This window comes from Ideonella azotifigens, from assembly GCF_021043325.1.
In the GTDB taxonomy this organism is placed as follows: Bacteria; Pseudomonadota; Gammaproteobacteria; order Burkholderiales; family Burkholderiaceae_C; genus Ideonella; species Ideonella azotifigens.
The window spans coordinates 21,108-39,980 of sequence record NZ_JAJNKD010000016.1; the positions used below are offsets into that span (position 1 = coordinate 21,108).

Here is an 18,873-nt window from a genome sequence, read left to right on the forward strand (position 1 = left end):
GGCTTATTTCGCGAGCAGCGCGTTGGCGGCGGCGATGTCGCTCGGGTTCAGTTCACCCGAAGCCTGGCGCAGCTTGAGCTTGCCGAGGATCACGTCGTAGCGGGCCTTGGCCAGGTCGCGCTGCGTGGTGTAGAGCTTGGTCTGGGCGTTCAGCACGTCCAGGTTCACGCGCACGCCCACTTCGTAGCCCAGCTTGGTGGCATCCAGCGCCAGCTTGCTGGAGACCTCGGCGGCTTCCAGCGCCTTGATCTGCGCCATGCCGGACTGCACGCCGAAAAACGCGGTGCGCGTGCCCTGGGCCACGCCGCGGCGGGCGGCTTCCAGGTTGTTGACCGACTGATCTTCCAGCGACAGGGTTTCCTTGATGCGGTTCTGCGTGGCGAAGCCGGCGAACAGCGGCACCGTGACCGTCAGGCCGATGGCCGAGCTGCCGTTGTTGCCCTTGAGCGAGCCAGACGAGGTGTCGGTGTCCAGATGGCCCTTGGTGTAGCTGCCGGTCAATGCCACTGTGGGCAGGTGGCCGGCGCGGGCCTTGGAGGTTTCCAGCTTGGCCACGTCCAGCCCCAGGCGGGCTTGCTCGATGGTCGGGTTGTTGGCGTCTGCCGTGATGACCCATGGGTCTACCGACGCTGGCGCCAGCAGCGGCAGCACCACCGGCACGGCCAGCGGTCGCGGCTGCAGGTTGTCGCGACCGACCAGTTGCTCCAGCGCCACGCGCTTGACGCGCAGGTCGTTGTCGGCGGCCAGTTCCTGGGCCAGCGCCAGGTCGTAGGCGGCCTGGGCTTCGCGGGTGTCGGTGATGGTGGCGGTGCCGACTTCGAAGTTGCGCTGCGCCGAGGCCAGCTGCTCCTTGATCGCGGCCTTATTGGCGCGCACCGTGTCGAGCGCATCGCTGGAGGCCAGCACGTCGAAGTAGGCCTGGGCCAGGCGCACGATCAGGTCCTGCTCGGCGGCACGCAGCTGCGACTGGGCGATGACCACGGCCTTGTCGGCCTGGTCGATGGTGATGTCGTTGGCCCGGTTGAAGACGTTCTGCGAAGCCGACAGCGTGGCCGAGTGGGCGTTGGTCTCGCTGCTCTTGGGCGTTGTGTAGGGCGTGTCGCTGGTGCTGCGCGAAAGGCCGGCCGTCAACTGCACGCCGGGCAGGCGCAGCGCCATCGTCTGGTCGGCGCGGTACTGGGCCGAATCGGTCGCTGCGCGCACTGCGAGGTAGGTCGCGTCGTACTGATGTGCTGCGTCGTACAGGTCCTGCAGGCTTTGCGCGTGGGCACTGCCGGCCAGGCACAGGGCGGCCAGGGCCAGCGGCGACAACGCGCCCAGGCGGGGGCTCAACAGACGAACGCTAGAAAACGGCATGGTGCTTTCCTCAGGATGCGCGAGAGACAAGAGACAAGGGTGCGTACAGGGCCGGTGGGGTGTTCGGGGCGGCACGGCGCGGGCGCTGCTCAGTAGCGCGCCACGCCGGGGTCGACCTGGGTGGACCAGGCCTCGGTACCGCCGGCGAGGTTGTACACGTGTTCGTGGCCTTGGCGCTGCAGGAATGCGACGACTTGCGCGCTGCGCATGCCGTGATGACAAAAACAGACGATGGGCTGCAGCCCGGCAAGTTCGGCCAGCCGTGCCGGCACCTGGTTCATCGGGATGTGCAGCGTGCGCGCGCCGGCCACGGCCAGCGGCGCCAGCGCCACCTCCCAGTCCTCCCGCACGTCCAGCAGCACAGGCTGCCCGGTGGCTTCGGCGGCCGCTTCGGCCACGAAGGCGGGCAGGTCCTGCGCGTTCAAGCTGTTCATTGGCGTGCGATGCGTCCGGGAAAGCGGGTTCAGAAGTGGAAGCGGCTCGGCTCGGCGAAGTCGTCCAGGCGAGGCACCACGGTGTCGAACAGGTCGACCTTGGTGACGGCCGAAGCGCTGGTGCGGGTGCGCAGCGTGGCGCGCATCACCGGCTCTTCGCCTTCGACCGCCACCAGCCGGCCGCCGACCTTCAGCTGGTCCAGCAGCACTTGCGGAACGGCGGCCACCGAGCCGGACAGCACGATCACGTCGAACGGGCCTTCGGCGGCCAGGCCCTGGCTGCCATCGCCCTCGCGCACCGTCACGTTGGACAGGCCGGCGCGGCGCAGGTTGTCGGTCGCCATCTTGACCAGGGTGGGGCGGATCTCCATCGAGATCACGCGCTGCGCGCGGTGGCCCAGCAGCGCGGCCATGAAGCCCGAGCCGGCGCCGATTTCCAGCACCGTCTCGTGGCGCTGCACCTTGGCTTCCTGCAGCAGCCGGGCCTCGACGCGCGGCGCCAGCATCAGCTGGCCTTCAGGCAGCGGCACCTCTGTGTCGACAAAGGCCAGCGCGCGGTAGGCCGGTGGCACGAAGTCCTCGCGCTTGACGACGGCCAGCAGTTCCAGCACGGCGGTGTCCAGCACATCCCAGGGGCGGATCTGCTGTTCGATCATGTTGAAGCGGGCTTGTTCGATGTTCATGGCGTGTCCTGCAAAAGAGGCAAGGGCGAGCGAGCTGGACGCACTGCGCCGACTCGCTGGGTTGGCGGCACGGCCGCGCGGGTTAACCCTTCATTTTAGGCAGCTTCTCGGCCTGTATTTCAGCCGGCCGAGCCTCGGAAACCCGCGCTTGCGCAGCCGCTTGCAAATCGCCCTCCTGCGGCCTGCTCAGCCCCAGCAGCAGCAGTTCCAGGTGCTGGCGGATGAAGGCGCGCGGGTCCGACTGCGCCAGGTCCGCATAACCGCAGGCGTCCAGCGTGTGCTTGTGCATGCACATCATGATCAAGGGCATGACGATGCTGTGAACCGCCACGTCGATGCTGACCGGCCGGAACTCGCCGCGCTCGATGCCGGACTGCACCAGCCGCGCGATCACCGCGCTGCCGGGCTGCACCACATGCTCGGCGTAGTACTGGGCCAGCTCCGGGAAGTTGCGCATCTCCGTCAGCACCAGCTTGAAGACGCCGGAAGCCGGGCTCTCGAAGATCCTGACCCACCATTCCGCCAGCACATCGACCAGCATCTCGGTACAACTGCCGGTGTGCGCCTGGCGCACGCGTTCGCCTTCGGCGATCTCGGCTGCCAGCGTCTGCTGGATGACGGCCTTCAGCAGGTCTTCCTTGCTCGGGAAGTAAAGGTAGAGCGTACCCTTGGACACGCCGGCCCGGTGCGCCACCTCGTCGGAGCGGGTGGCGGCAAAGCCTTTTTCGACGAACAGCGACAGCGCCGCATCCAGCAATTCCTGGGGGCGGGCGTCTTTGCGGCGCTGGCGTTGGGACGGTTCGGACATGTTAATGACTGACTGGTCAGTAATCCTAGCAGGCTGGTTCCGCCCGTCAAGCAAAGGCTTGGCGCGAGCCGTGCTTAAGACGTGCGTCGACTCAGGGTTGTCCCGAGGCGGCGGGTATCATCCCGCCCGATTCGCGGGGTCCCCCCGCGCTAGCTCAAGGAGATGCACTTGGATTGGTTGCTGCTGCTGAAGGCCGCCGTGATGGGCGTGGTGGAAGGCCTGACGGAATTCCTGCCGGTGTCGTCCACGGGGCATCTGATCCTGGCCGGTTCGGTGCTGGGTTTTGAAGGCGGCAGCCTGACGCCAGAGAAGGTCAAGGCCTTCGAGATCTCGATCCAGACCGGTGCGATCCTGGCCATCGTGCTGGTGTATTGGCAACGCCTGAGCGCGGTGGTGCGTGGTTTGGGCACGGAGCGCAATGCGCGCCGCTTCGCATTGAACGTGCTGATCGGCTTCCTGCCGGCGGTGGTGTTTGGCCTGCTGATCGGCAAGAAGGTGCAGGAACTGCTCTTCACGCCGCTGATCGTCGCGGCCACCTTCATCATCGGCGGCTTCATCATCCTGTGGGCCGAGCGGCGCAAGAACGTGGTCATCCGCGTGGCCGAGGTCGAAGACATGACGCCCTGGGACGCGCTGAAGATCGGCCTGGTGCAATGCCTGGCCTTTGTGCCGGGCACCAGCCGCTCGGGCTCGACCATCATCGGCGGCATGCTGTTTGGCCTGTCGCGCAAGGCGGCCACCGAGTTCACGTTTTTCCTCGCCATTCCCACGCTGATCGGCGCTGGCGCGTACAGCCTGCTGAAGGTGCGCCACAGCCTGGTTGCGGCGGATCTTCCGCTGTTTGCGGTCGGCTTCGTGTTCTCGTTCATCGCCGCATGGGCTTGCGTGCGCTGGCTGCTGCGCTACGTCTCGACGCACAACTTCAACGCCTTTGCGTGGTACCGCATTGGCTTCGGGCTGCTGATCCTGATTACGGCTTACACAGGCGTGGTCAGTTGGACGGACAGTTAAGGTTCAGCGTCTGGTGAAAACGAGGTCCCAAACCCCGTGGCCGAGTCTGAGGCCGCGGGCCTCGAACTTGGTCAGCGGCCGGTAGTCGGGCTTGGGCGCGTAACCCTGCGCGGTGTTCGTCAGCGCCGGTTCGGCGGACAGCACTTCCAGCATCTGTTCGGCATAGGGCTGCCAGTCGGTCGCGCAATGCAGCTTGCCGCCCAGCGCCAGGCGGCTGGCCAGCAGTTGCACCAGCGGCGGCTGGATCAGCCGGCGCTTGTTGTGCTTCTTCTTGTGCCAGGGGTCCGGGAAGAAGATGTGCACGCCCGCCAGCGTGGCCGGGGCGATCATCTGCTCCAGCACCTGCACGGCATCGTGCTGCACGATGCGCAGGTTGCCCAGGCCCTGCTCGCCAATGCGCTTGAGCAGCGCGCCCACGCCAGGCGTGTGAACCTCAACCCCGATGAAGTCGGTGTCGGGCCGGCCAGCGGCGATCTCCGCCGTGGCCGCGCCCATGCCAAAGCCGATCTCCAGCACCAGCGGCGCCTGCCTGCCGAACACGGCCGCGGCGTCCAGCGGCTGGTCCTGGAACGGCAGCACGAAGCGTGGCCCCAGCTCTTCCAGTGCACGCTGCTGGCCGGTGCCCATGCGGCCGGCGCGCAGCACGAAGCTGCGGATGCCGCGGCGCGGCGTGGCCGATTCGTCGGCGGGCGAAGCCTCGTCCGAAGGGTGGTCGGCGGGTGGGTTGGGCAGGGCAGTCATCGCGTATCGAAAGGCGGCACGCCCGGAGGCCCGCCGCGAGGAAGGGGAGCGCATTTTGCCAGTGCTGATCTGCCCGTCGTGCTTGGGCGATGATGACTGCATGGCTGACGACCTGCACCAACTGAGCTTGAACGACCTGAAGCTGCTGAGCCTGCTGCTGCAGGAGCGCAGCGTGACCCGCGTGGCCGAGGCCAGCGGCCAGGCCCAGCCGGCAGTCAGCCGCAAGCTGCAGCGGCTGCGAGAGGTGCTGGCCGACCCATTGCTGGTGCGCAGCGGCGCGCGCCTGGTGTTGACCGAGCGGGCGCTGGGCCTGCGCGAGCCGCTGCGGGAAATCATGGCTCAGGCCGCGCGGCTGGAAGGTGCCACGGTGTTCGACCCGAGCTTGGCCGAGCGCAGCTTCCACATCGTCTGCTCCGACTGCCTGCCACCGGACTTCCTGCCCGGCGTGGTCAAGCGCCTGACTGCAGCCGGCCCGCGCATCGGCGCCCATGTGCGCCCAGCAGACCCTGCCTTCGACCTCGCGCAGGCGCTGGACGAAGGCGGCGTGGACCTGGTCATCAACAACGACCCCAAGCCGCGCGAGGACCTGCGCCTGGGGGCGCTGTTCACCGATGATGTGGTCTGCCTGATGCGCCGCGATCATCCGCTGGCGCAGGAGCGTCGGCTGCCGCTGGCGCGTTACCTGCGCATGCGCCACCTCGCGCCCTATACCGGCTCGCAGCCGCGCAGCGGACCGATTGACGGCGAGCTGGCCAAGACAGGCTACCAGCGCCAGATCGTCGCCACCGTGCCCGAGTTCAATCTCGCGCCGTTTGCCTTGCTGGACAGCGAACTGGTCTTCACCACCGCACGCCGCTTTGCCGAGCACTACGCGGCACAACTGCCGCTGGTGGTGGTGCCCGCACCCGCCGAGCTGCCGCCGATGCGTTTCTACCAGCTCTGGCACGAGCGCAACCATGCGAGTGCGGCCAGTCGATGGCTGCGCGAGCAGGTCAAAGCCCAAGTCAAAGGACAGGTGGGTCCATAACACTTGGGCCATGGCCTGTATGGCCTGGCTCGGCCTGTTGCCATGAGGGGTGGCTCCCTAGACTTTGATCCATCTCAAGGAGCCCGCCCATGCAACGCCGCCACTTCCTGCACCTGAGCACCGCCGCTGGCTTGGCCGGCTTGGCCGCGGTGCCGACCGCCCGCGCCGAGCGCGAACTGACCCCGCTGAAGTTCACGCTGGACTTCCGCATCAGCGGCCAGGTCGCACCGTTTTTCGTCGCGCTGGCCAAGGGCTACTACAAGGACGAAGGCCTGGCGCCCAGCTTCGACGTGGGCTCGGGCTCGGTGGCCGCCATCACCCGCGTGGCCAGCGGCGCCTACGACTTGGGCTTTGGCGACCTGAGCGCGCTGATGGAGTTCCAGTCGGTGCAGGGCACAGCCGCCAAGGTGCAGGCCGTCTACCAGTACTACAACCGCGCGCCGTTCGCGATCATCGGCCGCAAGGACCGCGGCATTGGCCCGGACTTCAAGAGCCTGGCCGGCAAGCGCATTGCCGCAGCCGCCGTCGAGTCCACCCGCCGCGCCTGGCCCATGGTCGCGCAACACGCCGGCATGAAGGCAGATGCCTTCGAGTGGGTCACCACCGACTTCTCGCAGCGCGACAACGTCATCGTGCGCGGCGACGTGGACGGCGCGACCTACTTCCACGACTCGGCGCTGTCGCTGTTCCAGCGCATGGCCCCGGCACAGCTTTCGGTGCTGGTGTTTGCCGACGCGGGCCTGAGCCTCTACGGCAACGCCATCCTGGCGTCGACCGAACTCACCAGCAGGAGGCCTGAGCTCGTCAAGGCCTTCCTGCGTGCGACCAATCGCGGCCTGCAGGAGACGCTGGTCGACCCCGTTGCTGCCATGGCTCACGTGAAGCAACGCGAGCCGATGCTGGACGAGAAGGTCGAGGTGCAGCGCTTTGGGATCACCGCGAAATACGTGGTGACGGCCGACACCCGCGAACATGGCCTTGGCGCCGTGCGGCCCGAACTGCTGAAGGCCCAGCTCGACGAAGTGACCCGCACTTTCGCGCTGAAGAACCCGCCCAGGCCGGAAGCCGTGTTCAACCCCACGTTCCTGCCGGCCGCTGCAGAGCGCATCGTCAAGGCCTGAGGTGAGCATGCAGCAGGACCTGCTCAGCGACGCCGACGGTACTTACCTGCGCCGCGCGATCGCCTTGTCCGCCGAGGCCGCCGCGCAGGGCAACCGGCCGTTTGGCGCGGTGATCGTCTCGGCCGATGGCCAGGTGCTGGCCGAGGCCATCAACAACAACGCTGCGACCGGCGACTGCACCGCGCATGCGGAAGTCAACGCACTGCGCCTGGCCTCGCCGCGCCACCCGCGTGCGCTGCTGGCGGGCGCCACCATGTACGCATCCGGCGAGCCCTGCGTGATGTGCGCCGGCGCGATCTTCTGGGCCGGCATCCGGCGCGTGGTGTTCGGCATCGACGCCGTCAGCCTGCGCGGTTTTCGCGTGCTGCAGGCCGGTGCCGGCGACCTGGAAATGTCATGCCGCGAAGTGCTGGCGCGCAGCCCGGAGCCGTGTGTCGTCATCGGCCCGGCGCTGCAGCAGGAGGCGGCGCTGCCGCACGAGGCGTACTGGCGGGTGAGCGCTGCCGCCAAGGCCGAAACACTGGAGAACACACGATGAACCCCATGCTCGACGAACTGAAGAGGGAGGCCCGCATGGGCGCAGTGGGCACCGAACGGCCACGCGAGGTGCGGGTGATCGACCTGGCCAACTTCGAACAGCGCCAGGCGGAGATTGCCGACCAGCTGTGGGACGCCGCGGTCGACGTGGGCTTTTTCCAGCTGGCCAACCACGGCATTGACCTCGCCGCCACGCGTGAGGCCTTCGAGATGACCGAGCGCTTCTTCGCACTGCCGGCCGAGACCAAGGCCCGCCATCCGCTGAAGAAAGGCCTGAACGCCGGTTGGGAAAGCCGCGCCCAGGTGCGGCCGTCCACCGGCACGCCGGACCAGAAGGAGTCCTACCAGATCACCCGGCCGCACATGGCCGGCCTGTGGCCGAGCGAGGCCGAGCTGCCGCAGTTCCAGGCCACGATGCTGGCCTTCGAGGCCAAGGCCTGGACCGTGGCAATGCAGGTGCTGTCCTGTTTCGCGTTGAAGCTGGGCTTCGCGGCGGACTTCTTCACCCGCGCCCATGACCCGGCCCGGCCCGGCTACCAGAGCACCTTGCGCCTGCTGCACTACTTCGCGGTCGACCCGGCGCAGCGCGCGAACATGGGCCTGTGGCGCGCCGGTGCCCACACCGACTTCGACTGCCTGACGCTGCTGTTCCAGCGCGCAGGGCAGGGAGGGCTGCAACTGCTGCCCGGCAAGGACATGGACTCGCAGGCCTGGACCTCGATCACGCCGGCCGACGAGCTGATCACCTGCAACATCGGCGACATGCTGATGCGCTGGAGCGACGACCAGCTGCCGTCCAACTTCCACCGTGTGCGCAACCCCACGCCAGACGAATACCAGGGCCCGCGCTACAGCCTGGCCTTTTTCGCCCAGGCCAACCGCGACGTGATGATCGAAAGTCCCGCCGGCAAGTACGCACCCATTTCCGCCGAGGACTACCTGCAGCAGCGCGTCAACGCCAACTTTGCGAAGTACTGAGCCTGACGCACGTCAAGCCCGAGGCGCCTGCCGGATCGCGTAAACTCACGGCCTTCGCGGGCGTAGTTCAATGGTAGAACTTCTGCTTCCCAAGCAGATAGCGTGGGTTCGATTCCCATCGCCCGCTCCAGACGACCCCACACAAAAGCCAAGGCCTCACCGCCTTGGCTTTTTTGTTGAGCAAGTGCGACCTTGGGTCAGCCCAGGACGGCTTCGTAGTCCTGACCACCGTAGAATATGCCGTGGATGAAGACGACCTCGCTTTGGTCGTCGGGTTCAAAGGCGATCACGGTGCTGCCGCGGAAGTGGGTGACCCTCATCCCAGGACGGATGTCATCACGGGCAACACCACCGTGGGGCAGGTTGCCAATCTCCTTCTTGCAGTGCTTGACGATGGCGGTGACGAAGTTCGCGGCGTTGACTGGCGATTTCGGTGGCCCTTCGGCGATGAAGTCCTCCAGGTCCGCGAGCTGCCGCTGGGCTTTCGGCAGGAACTCGACTTCGTAGCGGATCATCCTGCGGTACTCGCCTTTCTGCGTTGATCCAGCCGTGACAGCAACTCCTCGGCTGACACGCCACGGGTGCCGTTTTTCTTGCGATCATCGAAGGACGCGGCAACGTCCGTGAGCAGCCATTGCTCGACTGCCCTGTCTCGGGCGCGCAGCATGCGCAGGCCATCTCGAAAAACCTCGCTGTCGCTGGCGTACTCGCCGGAGGCCACCTTCTGGCTGACGTACTCAGCCAATTCGGGCGGGATCGAGATGCTCATCTTTCGGCTGATCTGAGACATGGGCGCCTCCTGAGTGGGTAGGAATAAATACTACCAGACGCGGGTCAACGCAGCTCATGTGGCGGCATCGTGCTGCGGCATGGATGCCTTCATGGGTCAAACCTTCAGCTTGCCCGGCTTGGTACCGTTGGAGGTGTTGCGCCAAGGCCTCGCAGCCAGGCCTGAAACCCGACCCTGCAAGCCATTTGCTTGGCCGCTTGAGCCAGGGCAAGGTGAGCGGCCTGCCGCTAGTGGTTTGTCCGACTGGGGTCGACTTTGAGCGCGCGCGTACAGTCACAGGCAACAAAAACGAACGGTCGTTCGTTTTGATCTCGAGTGTTTTAGGAGCTCCCGGATGCGTTTCCAGCGCCCCCTGTTTTTGCTGCCCGTGGTCGCTGCCGTGTTGGCCGGCTGCGGTGGCAGTACCGACGCGCCACCCCCGCGCGCCACGATTGTTCTGGCGCAGCTGGCCGGCCAGGCCACCACGGCCCAGATCGACGCAGGCACCACGGCCACCGGCCTGATCGGCCTGACGGGCGCCGCGGTCTGCAATGTGGACATCCGCTATGTGGTCTACCAGACCCGCGACCCGGCTGGCCAGCCTGCCACGGCCAGCACCGCGGCCTTTGTTCCTTCGGGCACCGATGCCAGCTGCACCGGCTCGCGTCCGGTGGTGTTGTACGCGCACGGTACGACGATCGAGAAGGCCTACAACATGGCCGACATCACCCACAACTCCGAAGGCAGCCTGGTCGCAGCGCTGCTGGCAGCGCATGGCTACATCGTGGTCGCGCCGAACTACCTGGGCTATGACGAGTCCGGCCTGGACTACCACCCGTACCTGAACGCCGAGAACAGCGCCATCGACATGGTCGACGGCCTGCGCGCCGCCAAGGCCTACCTGAACGAAGCCAGCGCGGTGAAGCCTTCGGCCCAGCTGTTCGTGACCGGCTACTCGCAAGGCGGCCACGTGGCGATGGCCACGCACAAGATCATCGAGCGCGACTACGCCAGCGAGTTCACCGTCACAGCCTCGGCGCCGATGTCCGGCCCGCACAACCTGGCCAAGTTCATCGCCCAGATCAACAGCGGCCCGGATGTTTGCCCCACGCTGGGCTCGTCCGACCCGAACTGCACGGTGAACGCCGGTGCCACGCTGTTCACGCCGCTGCTGCTGACCAGCTGGCAACGCTCCTACGGTGACGTCTACAGCGACGCCGCCAGCGTCTACCAGTTGCCCTATGGCGCGGCCACGGCCACGCTGCTGCCGACCAACAGCACGGCGGAAGAATTGTTGACGACCGGCAAGCTGCCCGCCGACACGACCTTCCGCAAGCTGTTTGGCACCGGAGGCTTGATCCAGGAGAGCTACCGCGCGTCCTACTTTGCCTCAGGCAGCGGCTTCGCGAAGGCCGCCGCGGCCAACACGCTGCTGGGCTGGACGCCCAAGGCGCCGATGGCCATGTGCTACAGCGCGGCCGATCCGACCGTCTATGCCTACAACACGACCGACATGCAGGCCGACCTCGCATCGCGCGGCGTGCTGGTGCCAGCACTTGATGTGCGTGGCGACCCGGCGACCATTGCTGGCACGCTTGGCAATTCTGCTGCACAGCTGGCCGGCGCTTTCCAGGTCAACAACCCTGCGGCAGGCACGGCAGTCGGCACGCCTGGCACGGAGAACGACCACGCAGCTGCGGCGCCATATTGCGCCACTTTCGTGCGCGGCTTCTTCGCCAACTTCGTCCAGTGAATGCCGAGCGCCAAGGATTCAAACCGATGACTTCCCGATTCCAATTCCCTTCGCTTTCGACCAGCCTGCGCGCAGCCGCGCTGGCCGCGCTGGCAGTGGCTGGCCAGGCCCACGCAGCCGATGCCGGCACCGGTTCCGGCAGCATGCTGGACGGCTGGACCTTCTACCTGGGTGGCGCCTACATCGACGTGCACGCCAAGTCCAGCCCGCTGAGCGGCACCAGCACCACGTTCCCAGATGGCAGCACCCACGCCGCGCGCTTTCGCATTGACGATGCCAGCACCGTCGGCTTTGGTCTGGTCTACCGCTTCAACAAGACCTGGAGCGGCGAACTGGCCCTGGGCCTGCCGGCCGAGCACAGCATCCACGGCGAGGACTTGCTCGAGTCCTTCGACCAGATCACGCTGGTCAAGCAGGCGCCACCGGCTGCCTTCCTCAACTACCATTTCCCCGAGGTGGCAGAAGGCGTGTCCTTCTTCGTCGGCCCGGGTATCAATTACACGCGCTTTCTGCGCGCCCGCAACACCGCTTCGGGCAATGCGGCGGCCGGTGGCGAGACCAAGGTCAAGCTGGATTCGTCCTGGGGCCTGGCGGGCCACGTCGGCGGCACCTGGCAGATCGACCGCAACTGGTCCTTCGTCGGCACGGTGGCCTACGCGCACGTCACCAGCACGCAGACCTCGACCACCCAGACCAACCTGGGCAACGGGCCGGTCACGGTCACGCACACCGCGAACATCAACTTTCGCCCGGTTGTTTATTCGCTGTCGCTGGGCTATACGTTCTGAGCTTTGCGCGCCGGCATGTCCGGCGCCTGCCCTGATGGTTCAACGCCGCGCATTGCCGCGGCGTTTTCCATGGGGGATCCGATGCGCTGAACAGCCGGGCCCACTCCGTGTTTTCCGTGTTCGCGGGGCCCTGGCTTCGGGCATCATGCACAGCGAACACAGGGATCTCTCATGTCCGCCACGCCTTTCCAGGTCTTTTGCCTCAGCCCCAAACTGCCCGATCTGATCACTTCGGGTTTCGGTCCTTTCGTGCTGCGCAGCTGCGCCACGCTGGACGCCTTGTCCGAACAACTCAACACCCAGGTCACAGACGGCAGCGAGATCGGCCCGGCCTTGTTGATCCACCTGCCTACCGCGGGCGGGCTGGACAAGCTGCTGCAATGGCCCGGGCTGGCGCGCGCGGTGATGGCCGCGGCCGTGCTGGTGGTGGCGCCCGAGCCGGCGCCAGTCACCTGCCTGAAGCTGCTGCAGGCGGGTGTGCGCGAGATCCTGTCCGAGCGCGAGGTCAATGACGAGATGATGGGCCGCTCGCTGCGCATTGCGCTGGAGCGCAAGCGCCAGGACGACGCCGCCCGCCGCGCCTACAGCATCGACCTGACGACCGGCCTGCCCAACCACCACCAACTGCTGGAGCACATGACGCACCTGCTGGCGCTGCGCGAGCGCGAGCCGGCCTCGATGGCGCTGATCGTGCTGCACCTGGACGGCTTCCGTGCTGCCGAGGCCAGCCTGGGCACCGAATCGGCCAACGTGCTGCGCCGCAAGGCGGCGGTGCGCCTGCGCGCCTCGCTGCGCGCGAGCGACGTGGTGGCCTCGCTGGGTGGCGACATGTTCGCGGTGCTGCTGGCCTGGATCGACGCGGACGACGATGCCGAGCGCGTCGCCCGCAAGCTGCTGTCCTCGGTCACGCAGCCCTTCCAGGTGACGGGGCACAGCGTGCCGCTGGGCGCGCGGGTCGGCGTGGGCCAGTACCCCGCGCACGGCAAGGACGCGCAGGCGCTGCTGTCGCGCGCCGTGGCCCAGGCCTCGGGCGAGGCCATGAGCCGGCTGCGCAGCGTGGGCGCGGCGGCAGCAAACGACGACGAGTGAGCCTCAAAGGCTCACTTCAGGATGTCGCCCAGGCACAGGTACTTGGTCTCGACATAGTCCTCGATGCCCTGGCGGCCACCTTCGCGGCCCAGGCCCGATTGCTTGACGCCGCCAAACGGCACTTCGGCGGTCGAGATCAGCCCGGTGTTGATGCCCACCATGCCGTACTCCAGCGCCTCGCCCACGCGGAAGATGCGGCCCACGTCGCGGCTGTAGAAGTAGCTGGCCAGGCCGAACTCGGTCGCGTTCGCCAGCTCGATGGCTTCGGCCTCGGTCTGGAAGCGGAACACCGGCGCCACCGGACCGAAGGTCTCCTCGCGCGAGCAGCGCATCTCGGCGGTGGCGTCTGCCAGGACCGTGGGCTGGTAGAAGCGGCCTTCGATCAGCTCGCCGCCGGTCACCAGGCGCGCGCCCTTGGCGACGGCATCCGCCACGTGTTCCTGTACCTTGGCAATCGCCGCGTCGTCGATCAGCGGGCCCAAAACCACGCCTGCCTCGAAGCCGTTGCCCACCTTCATTGCCGCGGCCTTCTCGGCCAGCTTTTCGACGAAGCGGTCGTAGATGCCGTCCTGCGCGTAGAAGCGGTTCGCGCAGACGCAGGTCTGGCCGGCGTTGCGGTACTTGCTGGCCATCGCGCCTTCGACCGCGCTGTCCAGGTCCGCGTCGTCGAAGACGATGAACGGTGCGTTGCCGCCGAGTTCCAGCGACAGCGCCTTGACCGTCGGCGCGCACTGCGCGGCCAGGATGCGGCCGACCTCGGTCGAGCCGGTGAAGGACAGATGGCGCACCACGTCGCTGCTGCACAGCACCTTGCCCACTTCGATGGACTGCTCTGCATCCGCCGTCAGCACGTTCAGCACGCCCGCCGGCATGCCGGCACGCTGCGCCAGCTCGGCCACTGCCAGGGCCGACAGCGGCGTGGCCTCGGCCGGCTTGATGACCACGGTGCAGCCGGCAGCCAGCGCCGGCGCGACCTTGCGGGTGATCATCGCGATCGGGAAGTTCCACGGCGTGATGGCCGCGCACACGCCCACCGGCTGCTTGATGACCAGGTAGCGCTTGTTGCCGTCGGTGGTCTGCACGGTTTCGCCGTAGACCCGCTTGGACTCCTCGGCAAACCACTCGATGAAGCTGGCGCCGTAGGTGACCTCGCCCTTGGCTTCGGCCAGCGGCTTGCCTTGCTCGGCGGTCATGATGCGGGCCAGGTCGTCTGCATTCGCGTGCAGCAGCTGGAACCACTTCATCATGATGGCCGCACGTTCCTTGGCCGTCTTGCCCTTCCAGGCCGGCCATGCGCGGTTGGCCGCGACGATGGCGTGGTGCGCCGATTCGGCGCCATGGTTGGCCACCTCGGCGAGCAAGGCGCCGGTGGCCGGATCGTTGACCGCAAAACGGCCAGGCGCGGGCGCCCATTCGCCATTGATCAGCGCGTCGCTCTTCAGCAGGCTGGGGTCGCGCAAGGTGTTCAGCGGGGAATTGCTCGTGGGGCTCATGTCCATGGAAATCTCCGGAATCGGCCGGCGCGCTGCCGGCAGGGTAGGACGCGGACTCTACAGCGCGCGTGCCAGTGCTTTCGTGTCTGCGTGTTGCTTGAGGCTGGCGGCGCGGCTCACCGCCGTGGCACGCCCGGCAGCACGCACAGCATCTCGTAGAGCAGGTTGGCACCCAGCAGCGAGGTGTTGCCGCTGGTGTCATAAGGCGGTGAAACCTCCACCAGGTCGCAGCCCACCAGGTTCAGGCCGAAGCAGCCGCGGATGATCTCCAGTGCCTGCGGCACGTTGAGCCCGCCGATCTCCGGCGTGCCGGTGCCGCCGGCGTAGGCCGGGTCGATGCCGTCGATGTCGAAGCTGAGGTAGCAGGGCGCGTCGCCAATCGCTTCGCCAATGCGCGCCATCAGCGGCGTGAGCGACTGCCACCATACCTCGTGCGCCGGCACGATGGTGAAGCCTTGCCGGCGTGGCCAGTCGAAGTCGTCTGCCGCGTAGCCCGAGCCGCGCAGGCCGATCTGCCAGACCTTGTGGTTCTGCAGCAGACCTTCGTCGACCGCGCGGCGGAAGGGTGTGCCGTGCGCAATGCGCTCGCCGAACATGTCGTCGTTGACGTCGGCGTGCGCGTCCACTTGGATCAGCGCCACCGGGCCGTGTTTCTCCGCCACGGCGCGCAGGATGGGCAGCGCAATCGTGTGGTCGCCGCCCAGGGTCAGCGGTATGCAGCCGGCCGCCAGCACCGGCCGGTAGAACTCGGTGATGATCGGGACAGACTTTTCCAGCGAGTAGGTGTTGATCGGCACGTCGCCCAGATCCGCCACCTGCAGCGCATCGAACGGAGCGGCGCCGGTGGCCATGTTGTAGGGCCGGATCAGCGACGACTCGGCGCGGATCTGCCGCGGGCCGAAGCGCGCACCGGCACGGTTGGAGGTGCCGATGTCCAGCGGCACGCCAATGAAGGCGGCGTCCAGCCCGACGGGCGAACTGGCGACCGGCAGCCGCATCATGCTGGCCGGCCCGCCGAAGCGCGGCATCTCGTTGCCGCCCAGCGGCATGTTCAGTTCACGGCTCATGGTCTTGCTTTCAGGCTCGACGGCCACGCATCCACTCCAAGGCGCCCATCAGCGCGGTGGTGAACAGGATCAGCAGCGTGGCCACGGCGGCAATCGTCGGGTTGATGTTCTCGCGGATGCCGGTGAACATCTGCCGCGGCAGCGTCACCTGGTCAGGCCCGGCGATGAACAGCGTGACGACGACCTCGTCAAACGAGGTGGCAAACGCGAACAGCGCGCCCGAGATCACGCCCGGTGCGATGACCGGCAGCGTCACGCGGAAGAAGGTTTGCAGCGGCCCGGCGCCCAGGCTCAGCGAGGCGCGCACCAGGTTGTGGTTGAAGTTCTGCAGCGTGGCCAGCACGGTGGTGACGACAAACGGCGCGCCGAGTGCCGCGTGCACGATGATCAGCCCGGCGTAGGTGTCCGACAGGCCGATGCGCGCGAAGAACAAGTAGCAGGCCACGCCAACGACGACGATGGGCACGACCATCGGCGCGATCAGCACGCTCATCAGCAGGCCCTTGCCGGGGAAGTTCGCGCGCGCCAGGCCCACGGCGGTGAGCGTGCCCAGCGTGGTGGCGATGACGGTGGCGGCCGGCGCGACGATGAAGGAATTTTTCGCCGCCCGCGCCCATTCATCGGACGTGAAGAGGTTGTGATACCACTGCAGCGACCAGCCCGGCATCGGGTAGGCCAGGAACGAAGACGCCGAGAACGACAGCGGCATGATCGCCAGTATCGGCAGCAACAGGTACAGCAGCACGCCCAGGCTGAACAGCCGCAGCGCCCACCAGCCGGCCTTGTCCAGCAGCGTGAAGTAGGCCGGGAATTGCGGTCGAAGAAATGAGAAAAAACTCATGCCGTTACCCCAGGCTCAGTTCAGACTTGACCACGCGGCGGTACAGCGCATAGAGCACCAGCGTGGCCGTCAGCAGGATGGCGCCCAGCGCGCAGGCCATGCCCCAGTTGATGTCGACGTTGGTGTACTGGGCGATGTAGTAGCTCAGCATCTGGTCGTCTGCGCCGCCCAGCAGCGCGGGCGTCACGTAGTAGCCAATGGCCAGGATGAAGACCAGCAGCCCACCCGCGCCCACGCCTGGCAGCGTCTGCGGCACGTACACACGGAAGAAGGCGGCCAGCGGCGGGCTGCCCAGGGAGACTGCCGCGCGCAGGTAGGTCGGCGAAACCGACTTCATCACGCTGTACAGCGGCAGGATCATGAAGGGCAGCAGGATGTGCGTCATCGAGATGATCACGCCGGTGCGGTTGAACAACAGCGCCAGAGGTTCCTGAATCACGCCAACACCCATCAGCGCACTGTTGACCAGGCCCTCGCGCTGCAGCAGCACGATCCATGCGGCCACGCGCACCAGGATGCTGGTCCAGAACGGCACCAGCACCAGGATCATCAGCACATTGGCCTGGCGCGCATTCAGCGTGGAGAGCCAGTAGGCCAGCGGGTAGCCCAGCAGCAGGCAGCACAGCATCACCACCGCGCTGATCTGGAAGGTGCGCAGCAGGATGGACGAGAACACGCGCTGGTCCGGCGCCACGCGCTCCAGCCCGCCCTCGGCCTTGCGCTTCAGGTCCACCGAGGTCAGCAGGTAGTCGGGTGTCCAGCGGCTGGCGTTCTTGGCAATCGCCTGCCAGTACGGCAGCTCGCCCCAGCGCGGGTCCAGCGCCAGCATCTGCTCGCGCAGCGCGTCGGGTGTGGGCGTGGTGCCTGCGGGTTGCAGCTGCGGCAGCGCGCGGTAGGTGCTCATCACCAGCGAGCGCGAGCCGGGCTGCTCGGTGTTGAGGCGCCTTGCCAGCGCACCGGCTTGCGCCGGCTCGGGCAGGGCCGCCAGGTCGGCCACCACGGCCGCGTAGGCAGCAGGGGCGGGGGGCAGGTGGCGGTCCCACTTCGAGAGTGCCTGCGCGGTGCGGGGCAGGGCGTTGGCCACTTCCGGGTTCTCCACGGCACGCACCAGCAGCGCGGCAATGGGCACCAGGAAGGTGGCCAGCAGGAACAAGAGCAGCGGCAGCGTGAGCGAGATCGCCGCCAGGTGCCGGCGGCGCTGGGCCCGGGCCAGCGAGCGGGCCAGCGCGTTGCCTTCGGGGGCGGGCGCCGGTGCGGCTGCGAGTGTCGTCACGGTGCTGCTGCTCATTGCGTCAGGCCATCACTGCGCGGCCCAGGAAGCAAAGCGCTTTTCCAGCGCCTCGCCCTGGTCGGCCCAGAAGCCGATGTTGAACTGCAGCGCATCCTTGCTGTTGGCCGGCGAGGTGGGCAGCAGGGCCAGCACCTTGGGGTCCAGCTTGGCCAGGGCCTTGTTGTTGGTCGGGCCGTAGGAGATGTTTTGCGCGTATTCGGCCTGGGCAGCCGGCGAGGCGGCTGCGGCGATGTACTTCATCGCCAGGTCCTTGTTCGGCGAGCCCTTGGGAATGACCCAGTAGTCCAGGTCGTAGATGCCGCCGGTCCAGCTGATCTTCAGGTTCTTGCCTTCGCGCTGCGCGGCGTCAATGCGGCCGTTGTAGGCCGTGGCCATCACCACGTCACCGGCCACCAGGAACTGCGGCGGCTGCGCACCGGCTTCCCACCACTGGATGCTGGGCTTGAGTTCGCTCAGCTTCTTGAACGCACGGTCCGCGCCGGCGGGCGTGGCCAGCACCTTGTAGACGTCCGCGCTCTTCACGCCGTCGGCCATCAGCGCGAATTCGAGGTTGTAGCGCGCGCCCTTGCGCATGCCGCGCTTGCCGGCGAACTTCTTGGTGTCCCAGAAATCGGCCCAGGTCTTGGGGCCGTCCTTGAGCTTGTCGCCGTTGTAGGCCATCACGGTGGACCACACGAACGCGCCCACGCCGCATTCGGTCACGGCAGCCGGCTGGAAGTCGGCCTTGTTGCCGACCTTGCTCCAGTCCATCTTCTCGAACAGGCCTTCATCGCAGCCGCGCGCCACGTCCGGGCTTTCGACCTCCACCACGTCCCAGCTGATCTTGCCGGTCTCGACCATGGCCTTGATCTTGGCCTGCTCGCCGTTGTATTCCACGATCACCAGCTTGGCGCCGCTGCTCTTCTCGAACGGCTCCACATACGCCTTCTTCTGTGCCGCGCCATTGGCGCCGCCGAAGTTCACCACCGTCAACTGGCTCTGGGCCAGCGCTGGCAGCGCGGCCAGCATCGCCGCGGCCGCAAAGGCCATGGACGTCTTCTTCATCGCAATAACTCCTGAAAGGGCTTGAGGGAGGGACGTGTCGTG

Annotated in this window: 20 protein-coding genes and 1 tRNA gene; 9 read left to right on the forward strand and 12 right to left on the reverse strand. The window is 67.1% G+C overall.

What is annotated here, in order from left to right:
• Positions 1–3: 3 nt before the first annotated feature.
• The 4 genes from LRH25_RS25330 to LRH25_RS25345 all read right to left on the reverse strand — a co-directional run bounded on the left by LRH25_RS25330 (position 4) and on the right by LRH25_RS25345 (position 3,281).
• Positions 4–1,356 carry a TolC family outer membrane protein gene (locus LRH25_RS25330; protein WP_141286963.1) on the reverse strand — a complete coding sequence of 451 codons (1,353 nt, stop codon included), beginning with the start codon at positions 1,354–1,356 and terminating at the stop codon, positions 4–6.
• Between the two features lie 89 nt (positions 1,357–1,445).
• The gene (locus tag LRH25_RS25335; RefSeq protein ID WP_141286962.1) at positions 1,446–1,790 is read right to left on the reverse strand and encodes a rhodanese-like domain-containing protein; all 345 of its coding nucleotides are present in this window, start codon (positions 1,788–1,790) and stop codon (positions 1,446–1,448) included.
• 29 nt (positions 1,791–1,819) lie between these two features.
• Positions 1,820–2,473: a protein-L-isoaspartate O-methyltransferase family protein gene (locus LRH25_RS25340; protein ID WP_141286960.1), complete on the reverse strand. Its 654-nt coding sequence runs from the start codon at positions 2,471–2,473 to the stop codon at positions 1,820–1,822.
• 82 nt (positions 2,474–2,555) lie between these two features.
• Complete coding sequence (locus LRH25_RS25345; RefSeq protein WP_141286958.1) at positions 2,556–3,281, reverse strand: TetR/AcrR family transcriptional regulator; 726 nt, start codon at positions 3,279–3,281, stop codon at positions 2,556–2,558.
• Positions 3,282–3,449: 168 nt separating this feature from the next.
• On the opposite strand from LRH25_RS25345, the gene LRH25_RS25350 reads away from it, so the two are divergent.
• Positions 3,450–4,292: an undecaprenyl-diphosphate phosphatase gene (locus LRH25_RS25350; RefSeq protein ID WP_141286956.1), complete on the forward strand. Its 843-nt coding sequence runs from the start codon at positions 3,450–3,452 to the stop codon at positions 4,290–4,292.
• 3 nt (positions 4,293–4,295) lie between these two features.
• Here the strand turns inward: LRH25_RS25350 and trmB are convergent, their stop codons facing one another.
• The gene (gene trmB, locus LRH25_RS25355) at positions 4,296–5,033 is read right to left on the reverse strand and encodes a tRNA (guanosine(46)-N7)-methyltransferase TrmB (protein ID WP_141286955.1); all 738 of its coding nucleotides are present in this window, start codon (positions 5,031–5,033) and stop codon (positions 4,296–4,298) included.
• Between the two features lie 100 nt (positions 5,034–5,133).
• On the opposite strand from trmB, the gene LRH25_RS25360 reads away from it, so the two are divergent.
• The 5 genes from LRH25_RS25360 (at position 5,134) to LRH25_RS25380 (ending at position 8,826) form a co-directional block, all read left to right on the forward strand.
• Entirely contained in the window at positions 5,134–6,060 is a 927-nt protein-coding gene (locus tag LRH25_RS25360; RefSeq protein ID WP_170200814.1) for a LysR family transcriptional regulator, read from the forward strand.
• Positions 6,061–6,149: 89 nt separating this feature from the next.
• Positions 6,150–7,181: an ABC transporter substrate-binding protein gene (locus tag LRH25_RS25365; RefSeq protein WP_141286952.1), complete on the forward strand. Its 1,032-nt coding sequence runs from the start codon at positions 6,150–6,152 to the stop codon at positions 7,179–7,181.
• 7 nt (positions 7,182–7,188) lie between these two features.
• Positions 7,189–7,719: a nucleoside deaminase gene (locus LRH25_RS25370; RefSeq protein ID WP_141286950.1), complete on the forward strand. Its 531-nt coding sequence runs from the start codon at positions 7,189–7,191 to the stop codon at positions 7,717–7,719.
• Complete coding sequence (locus tag LRH25_RS25375; RefSeq protein ID WP_141286948.1) at positions 7,716–8,696, forward strand: isopenicillin N synthase family dioxygenase; 981 nt, start codon at positions 7,716–7,718, stop codon at positions 8,694–8,696. Before LRH25_RS25370 ends, LRH25_RS25375 begins: the two co-directional genes overlap by 4 nt.
• 56 nt (positions 8,697–8,752) lie before the next feature.
• Positions 8,753–8,826: transfer RNA gene (locus LRH25_RS25380), tRNA-Gly, on the forward strand.
• A 67-nt stretch (positions 8,827–8,893) separates the two neighbouring features.
• Here LRH25_RS25380 and LRH25_RS25385 read toward each other — a convergent pair.
• Together LRH25_RS25385 and LRH25_RS25390 are read right to left on the reverse strand one after the other, a co-directional pair.
• Positions 8,894–9,211: a type II toxin-antitoxin system RelE/ParE family toxin gene (locus tag LRH25_RS25385; RefSeq protein WP_231012787.1), complete on the reverse strand. Its 318-nt coding sequence runs from the start codon at positions 9,209–9,211 to the stop codon at positions 8,894–8,896.
• Complete coding sequence (locus LRH25_RS25390) at positions 9,208–9,486, reverse strand: type II toxin-antitoxin system ParD family antitoxin (RefSeq protein ID WP_141286947.1); 279 nt, start codon at positions 9,484–9,486, stop codon at positions 9,208–9,210. The genes LRH25_RS25385 and LRH25_RS25390 overlap by 4 nt, the downstream gene beginning before the upstream one ends.
• Before the next feature lie 334 nt (positions 9,487–9,820).
• Here LRH25_RS25390 and LRH25_RS25395 point away from each other — a divergent pair, with 334 nt between their 5' ends.
• From LRH25_RS25395 to LRH25_RS25405, 3 genes are all read left to right on the forward strand, one after another.
• Positions 9,821–11,218: an alpha/beta hydrolase family protein gene (locus LRH25_RS25395; protein ID WP_141286945.1), complete on the forward strand. Its 1,398-nt coding sequence runs from the start codon at positions 9,821–9,823 to the stop codon at positions 11,216–11,218.
• Positions 11,219–11,244: 26 nt separating this feature from the next.
• Positions 11,245–12,006: an OmpW/AlkL family protein gene (locus LRH25_RS25400; protein ID WP_141286943.1), complete on the forward strand. Its 762-nt coding sequence runs from the start codon at positions 11,245–11,247 to the stop codon at positions 12,004–12,006.
• 171 nt (positions 12,007–12,177) lie between these two features.
• Positions 12,178–13,095, forward strand: coding sequence for a GGDEF domain-containing protein (locus LRH25_RS25405; protein WP_231012788.1), 918 nt, complete (start codon positions 12,178–12,180; stop codon positions 13,093–13,095).
• A gap of 11 nt (positions 13,096–13,106) precedes the next feature.
• Here LRH25_RS25405 and LRH25_RS25410 read toward each other — a convergent pair whose 3' ends face one another.
• The 5 genes from LRH25_RS25410 to LRH25_RS25430 form a co-directional block, all read right to left on the reverse strand.
• A complete protein-coding gene (locus LRH25_RS25410; protein ID WP_141289937.1) occupies positions 13,107–14,594 on the reverse strand; it encodes an NAD-dependent succinate-semialdehyde dehydrogenase in 1,488 nt (495 codons plus the stop codon).
• 110 nt (positions 14,595–14,704) lie between these two features.
• Positions 14,705–15,655, reverse strand: a complete 951-nt coding sequence (gene speB / locus LRH25_RS25415; protein ID WP_141289938.1) for an agmatinase — start codon at positions 15,653–15,655, stop codon at positions 14,705–14,707.
• A gap of 10 nt (positions 15,656–15,665) precedes the next feature.
• Entirely contained in the window at positions 15,666–16,496 is an 831-nt protein-coding gene (locus LRH25_RS25420) for an ABC transporter permease (protein ID WP_141289939.1), read from the reverse strand.
• Positions 16,497–16,500: 4 nt separating this feature from the next.
• A complete protein-coding gene (locus tag LRH25_RS25425; RefSeq protein WP_231012789.1) occupies positions 16,501–17,784 on the reverse strand; it encodes an ABC transporter permease in 1,284 nt (427 codons plus the stop codon).
• 12 nt (positions 17,785–17,796) lie between these two features.
• Positions 17,797–18,831 (reverse strand): ABC transporter substrate-binding protein, encoded by a 1,035-nt coding sequence (locus tag LRH25_RS25430; RefSeq protein ID WP_141289093.1) that lies wholly within the window; start codon positions 18,829–18,831, stop codon positions 17,797–17,799.
• Positions 18,832–18,873: the final 42 nt, after the last annotated feature.

Coding starts and splice junctions, on each gene's coding strand:
- LRH25_RS25430 (WP_141289093.1), bottom strand. CDS start 18,831: ATGAAGAAGACGTCCATGGCCTTTGCGGCCGCGGCGATGCTGGCCGCG.
- LRH25_RS25375 (WP_141286948.1), top strand. CDS start 7,716: ATGAACCCCATGCTCGACGAACTGAAGAGGGAGGCCCGCATGGGCGCA.
- LRH25_RS25340 (WP_141286960.1), bottom strand. CDS start 2,473: ATGAACATCGAACAAGCCCGCTTCAACATGATCGAACAGCAGATCCGC.
- LRH25_RS25425 (WP_231012789.1), bottom strand. CDS start 17,784: ATGAGCAGCAGCACCGTGACGACACTCGCAGCCGCACCGGCGCCCGCC.
- LRH25_RS25405 (WP_231012788.1), top strand. CDS start 12,178: ATGTCCGCCACGCCTTTCCAGGTCTTTTGCCTCAGCCCCAAACTGCCC.
- LRH25_RS25360 (WP_170200814.1), top strand. CDS start 5,134: ATGGCTGACGACCTGCACCAACTGAGCTTGAACGACCTGAAGCTGCTG.
- LRH25_RS25390 (WP_141286947.1), bottom strand. CDS start 9,486: ATGTCTCAGATCAGCCGAAAGATGAGCATCTCGATCCCGCCCGAATTG.
- LRH25_RS25345 (WP_141286958.1), bottom strand. CDS start 3,281: ATGTCCGAACCGTCCCAACGCCAGCGCCGCAAAGACGCCCGCCCCCAG.
- LRH25_RS25365 (WP_141286952.1), top strand. CDS start 6,150: ATGCAACGCCGCCACTTCCTGCACCTGAGCACCGCCGCTGGCTTGGCC.
- LRH25_RS25335 (WP_141286962.1), bottom strand. CDS start 1,790: ATGAACAGCTTGAACGCGCAGGACCTGCCCGCCTTCGTGGCCGAAGCG.
- LRH25_RS25370 (WP_141286950.1), top strand. CDS start 7,189: ATGCAGCAGGACCTGCTCAGCGACGCCGACGGTACTTACCTGCGCCGC.
- speB (WP_141289938.1), bottom strand. CDS start 15,655: ATGAGCCGTGAACTGAACATGCCGCTGGGCGGCAACGAGATGCCGCGC.
- LRH25_RS25400 (WP_141286943.1), top strand. CDS start 11,245: ATGACTTCCCGATTCCAATTCCCTTCGCTTTCGACCAGCCTGCGCGCA.
- LRH25_RS25395 (WP_141286945.1), top strand. CDS start 9,821: ATGCGTTTCCAGCGCCCCCTGTTTTTGCTGCCCGTGGTCGCTGCCGTG.
- LRH25_RS25330 (WP_141286963.1), bottom strand. CDS start 1,356: ATGCCGTTTTCTAGCGTTCGTCTGTTGAGCCCCCGCCTGGGCGCGTTG.
- LRH25_RS25420 (WP_141289939.1), bottom strand. CDS start 16,496: ATGAGTTTTTTCTCATTTCTTCGACCGCAATTCCCGGCCTACTTCACG.
- trmB (WP_141286955.1), bottom strand. CDS start 5,033: ATGACTGCCCTGCCCAACCCACCCGCCGACCACCCTTCGGACGAGGCT.
- LRH25_RS25385 (WP_231012787.1), bottom strand. CDS start 9,211: ATGATCCGCTACGAAGTCGAGTTCCTGCCGAAAGCCCAGCGGCAGCTC.
- LRH25_RS25410 (WP_141289937.1), bottom strand. CDS start 14,594: ATGGACATGAGCCCCACGAGCAATTCCCCGCTGAACACCTTGCGCGAC.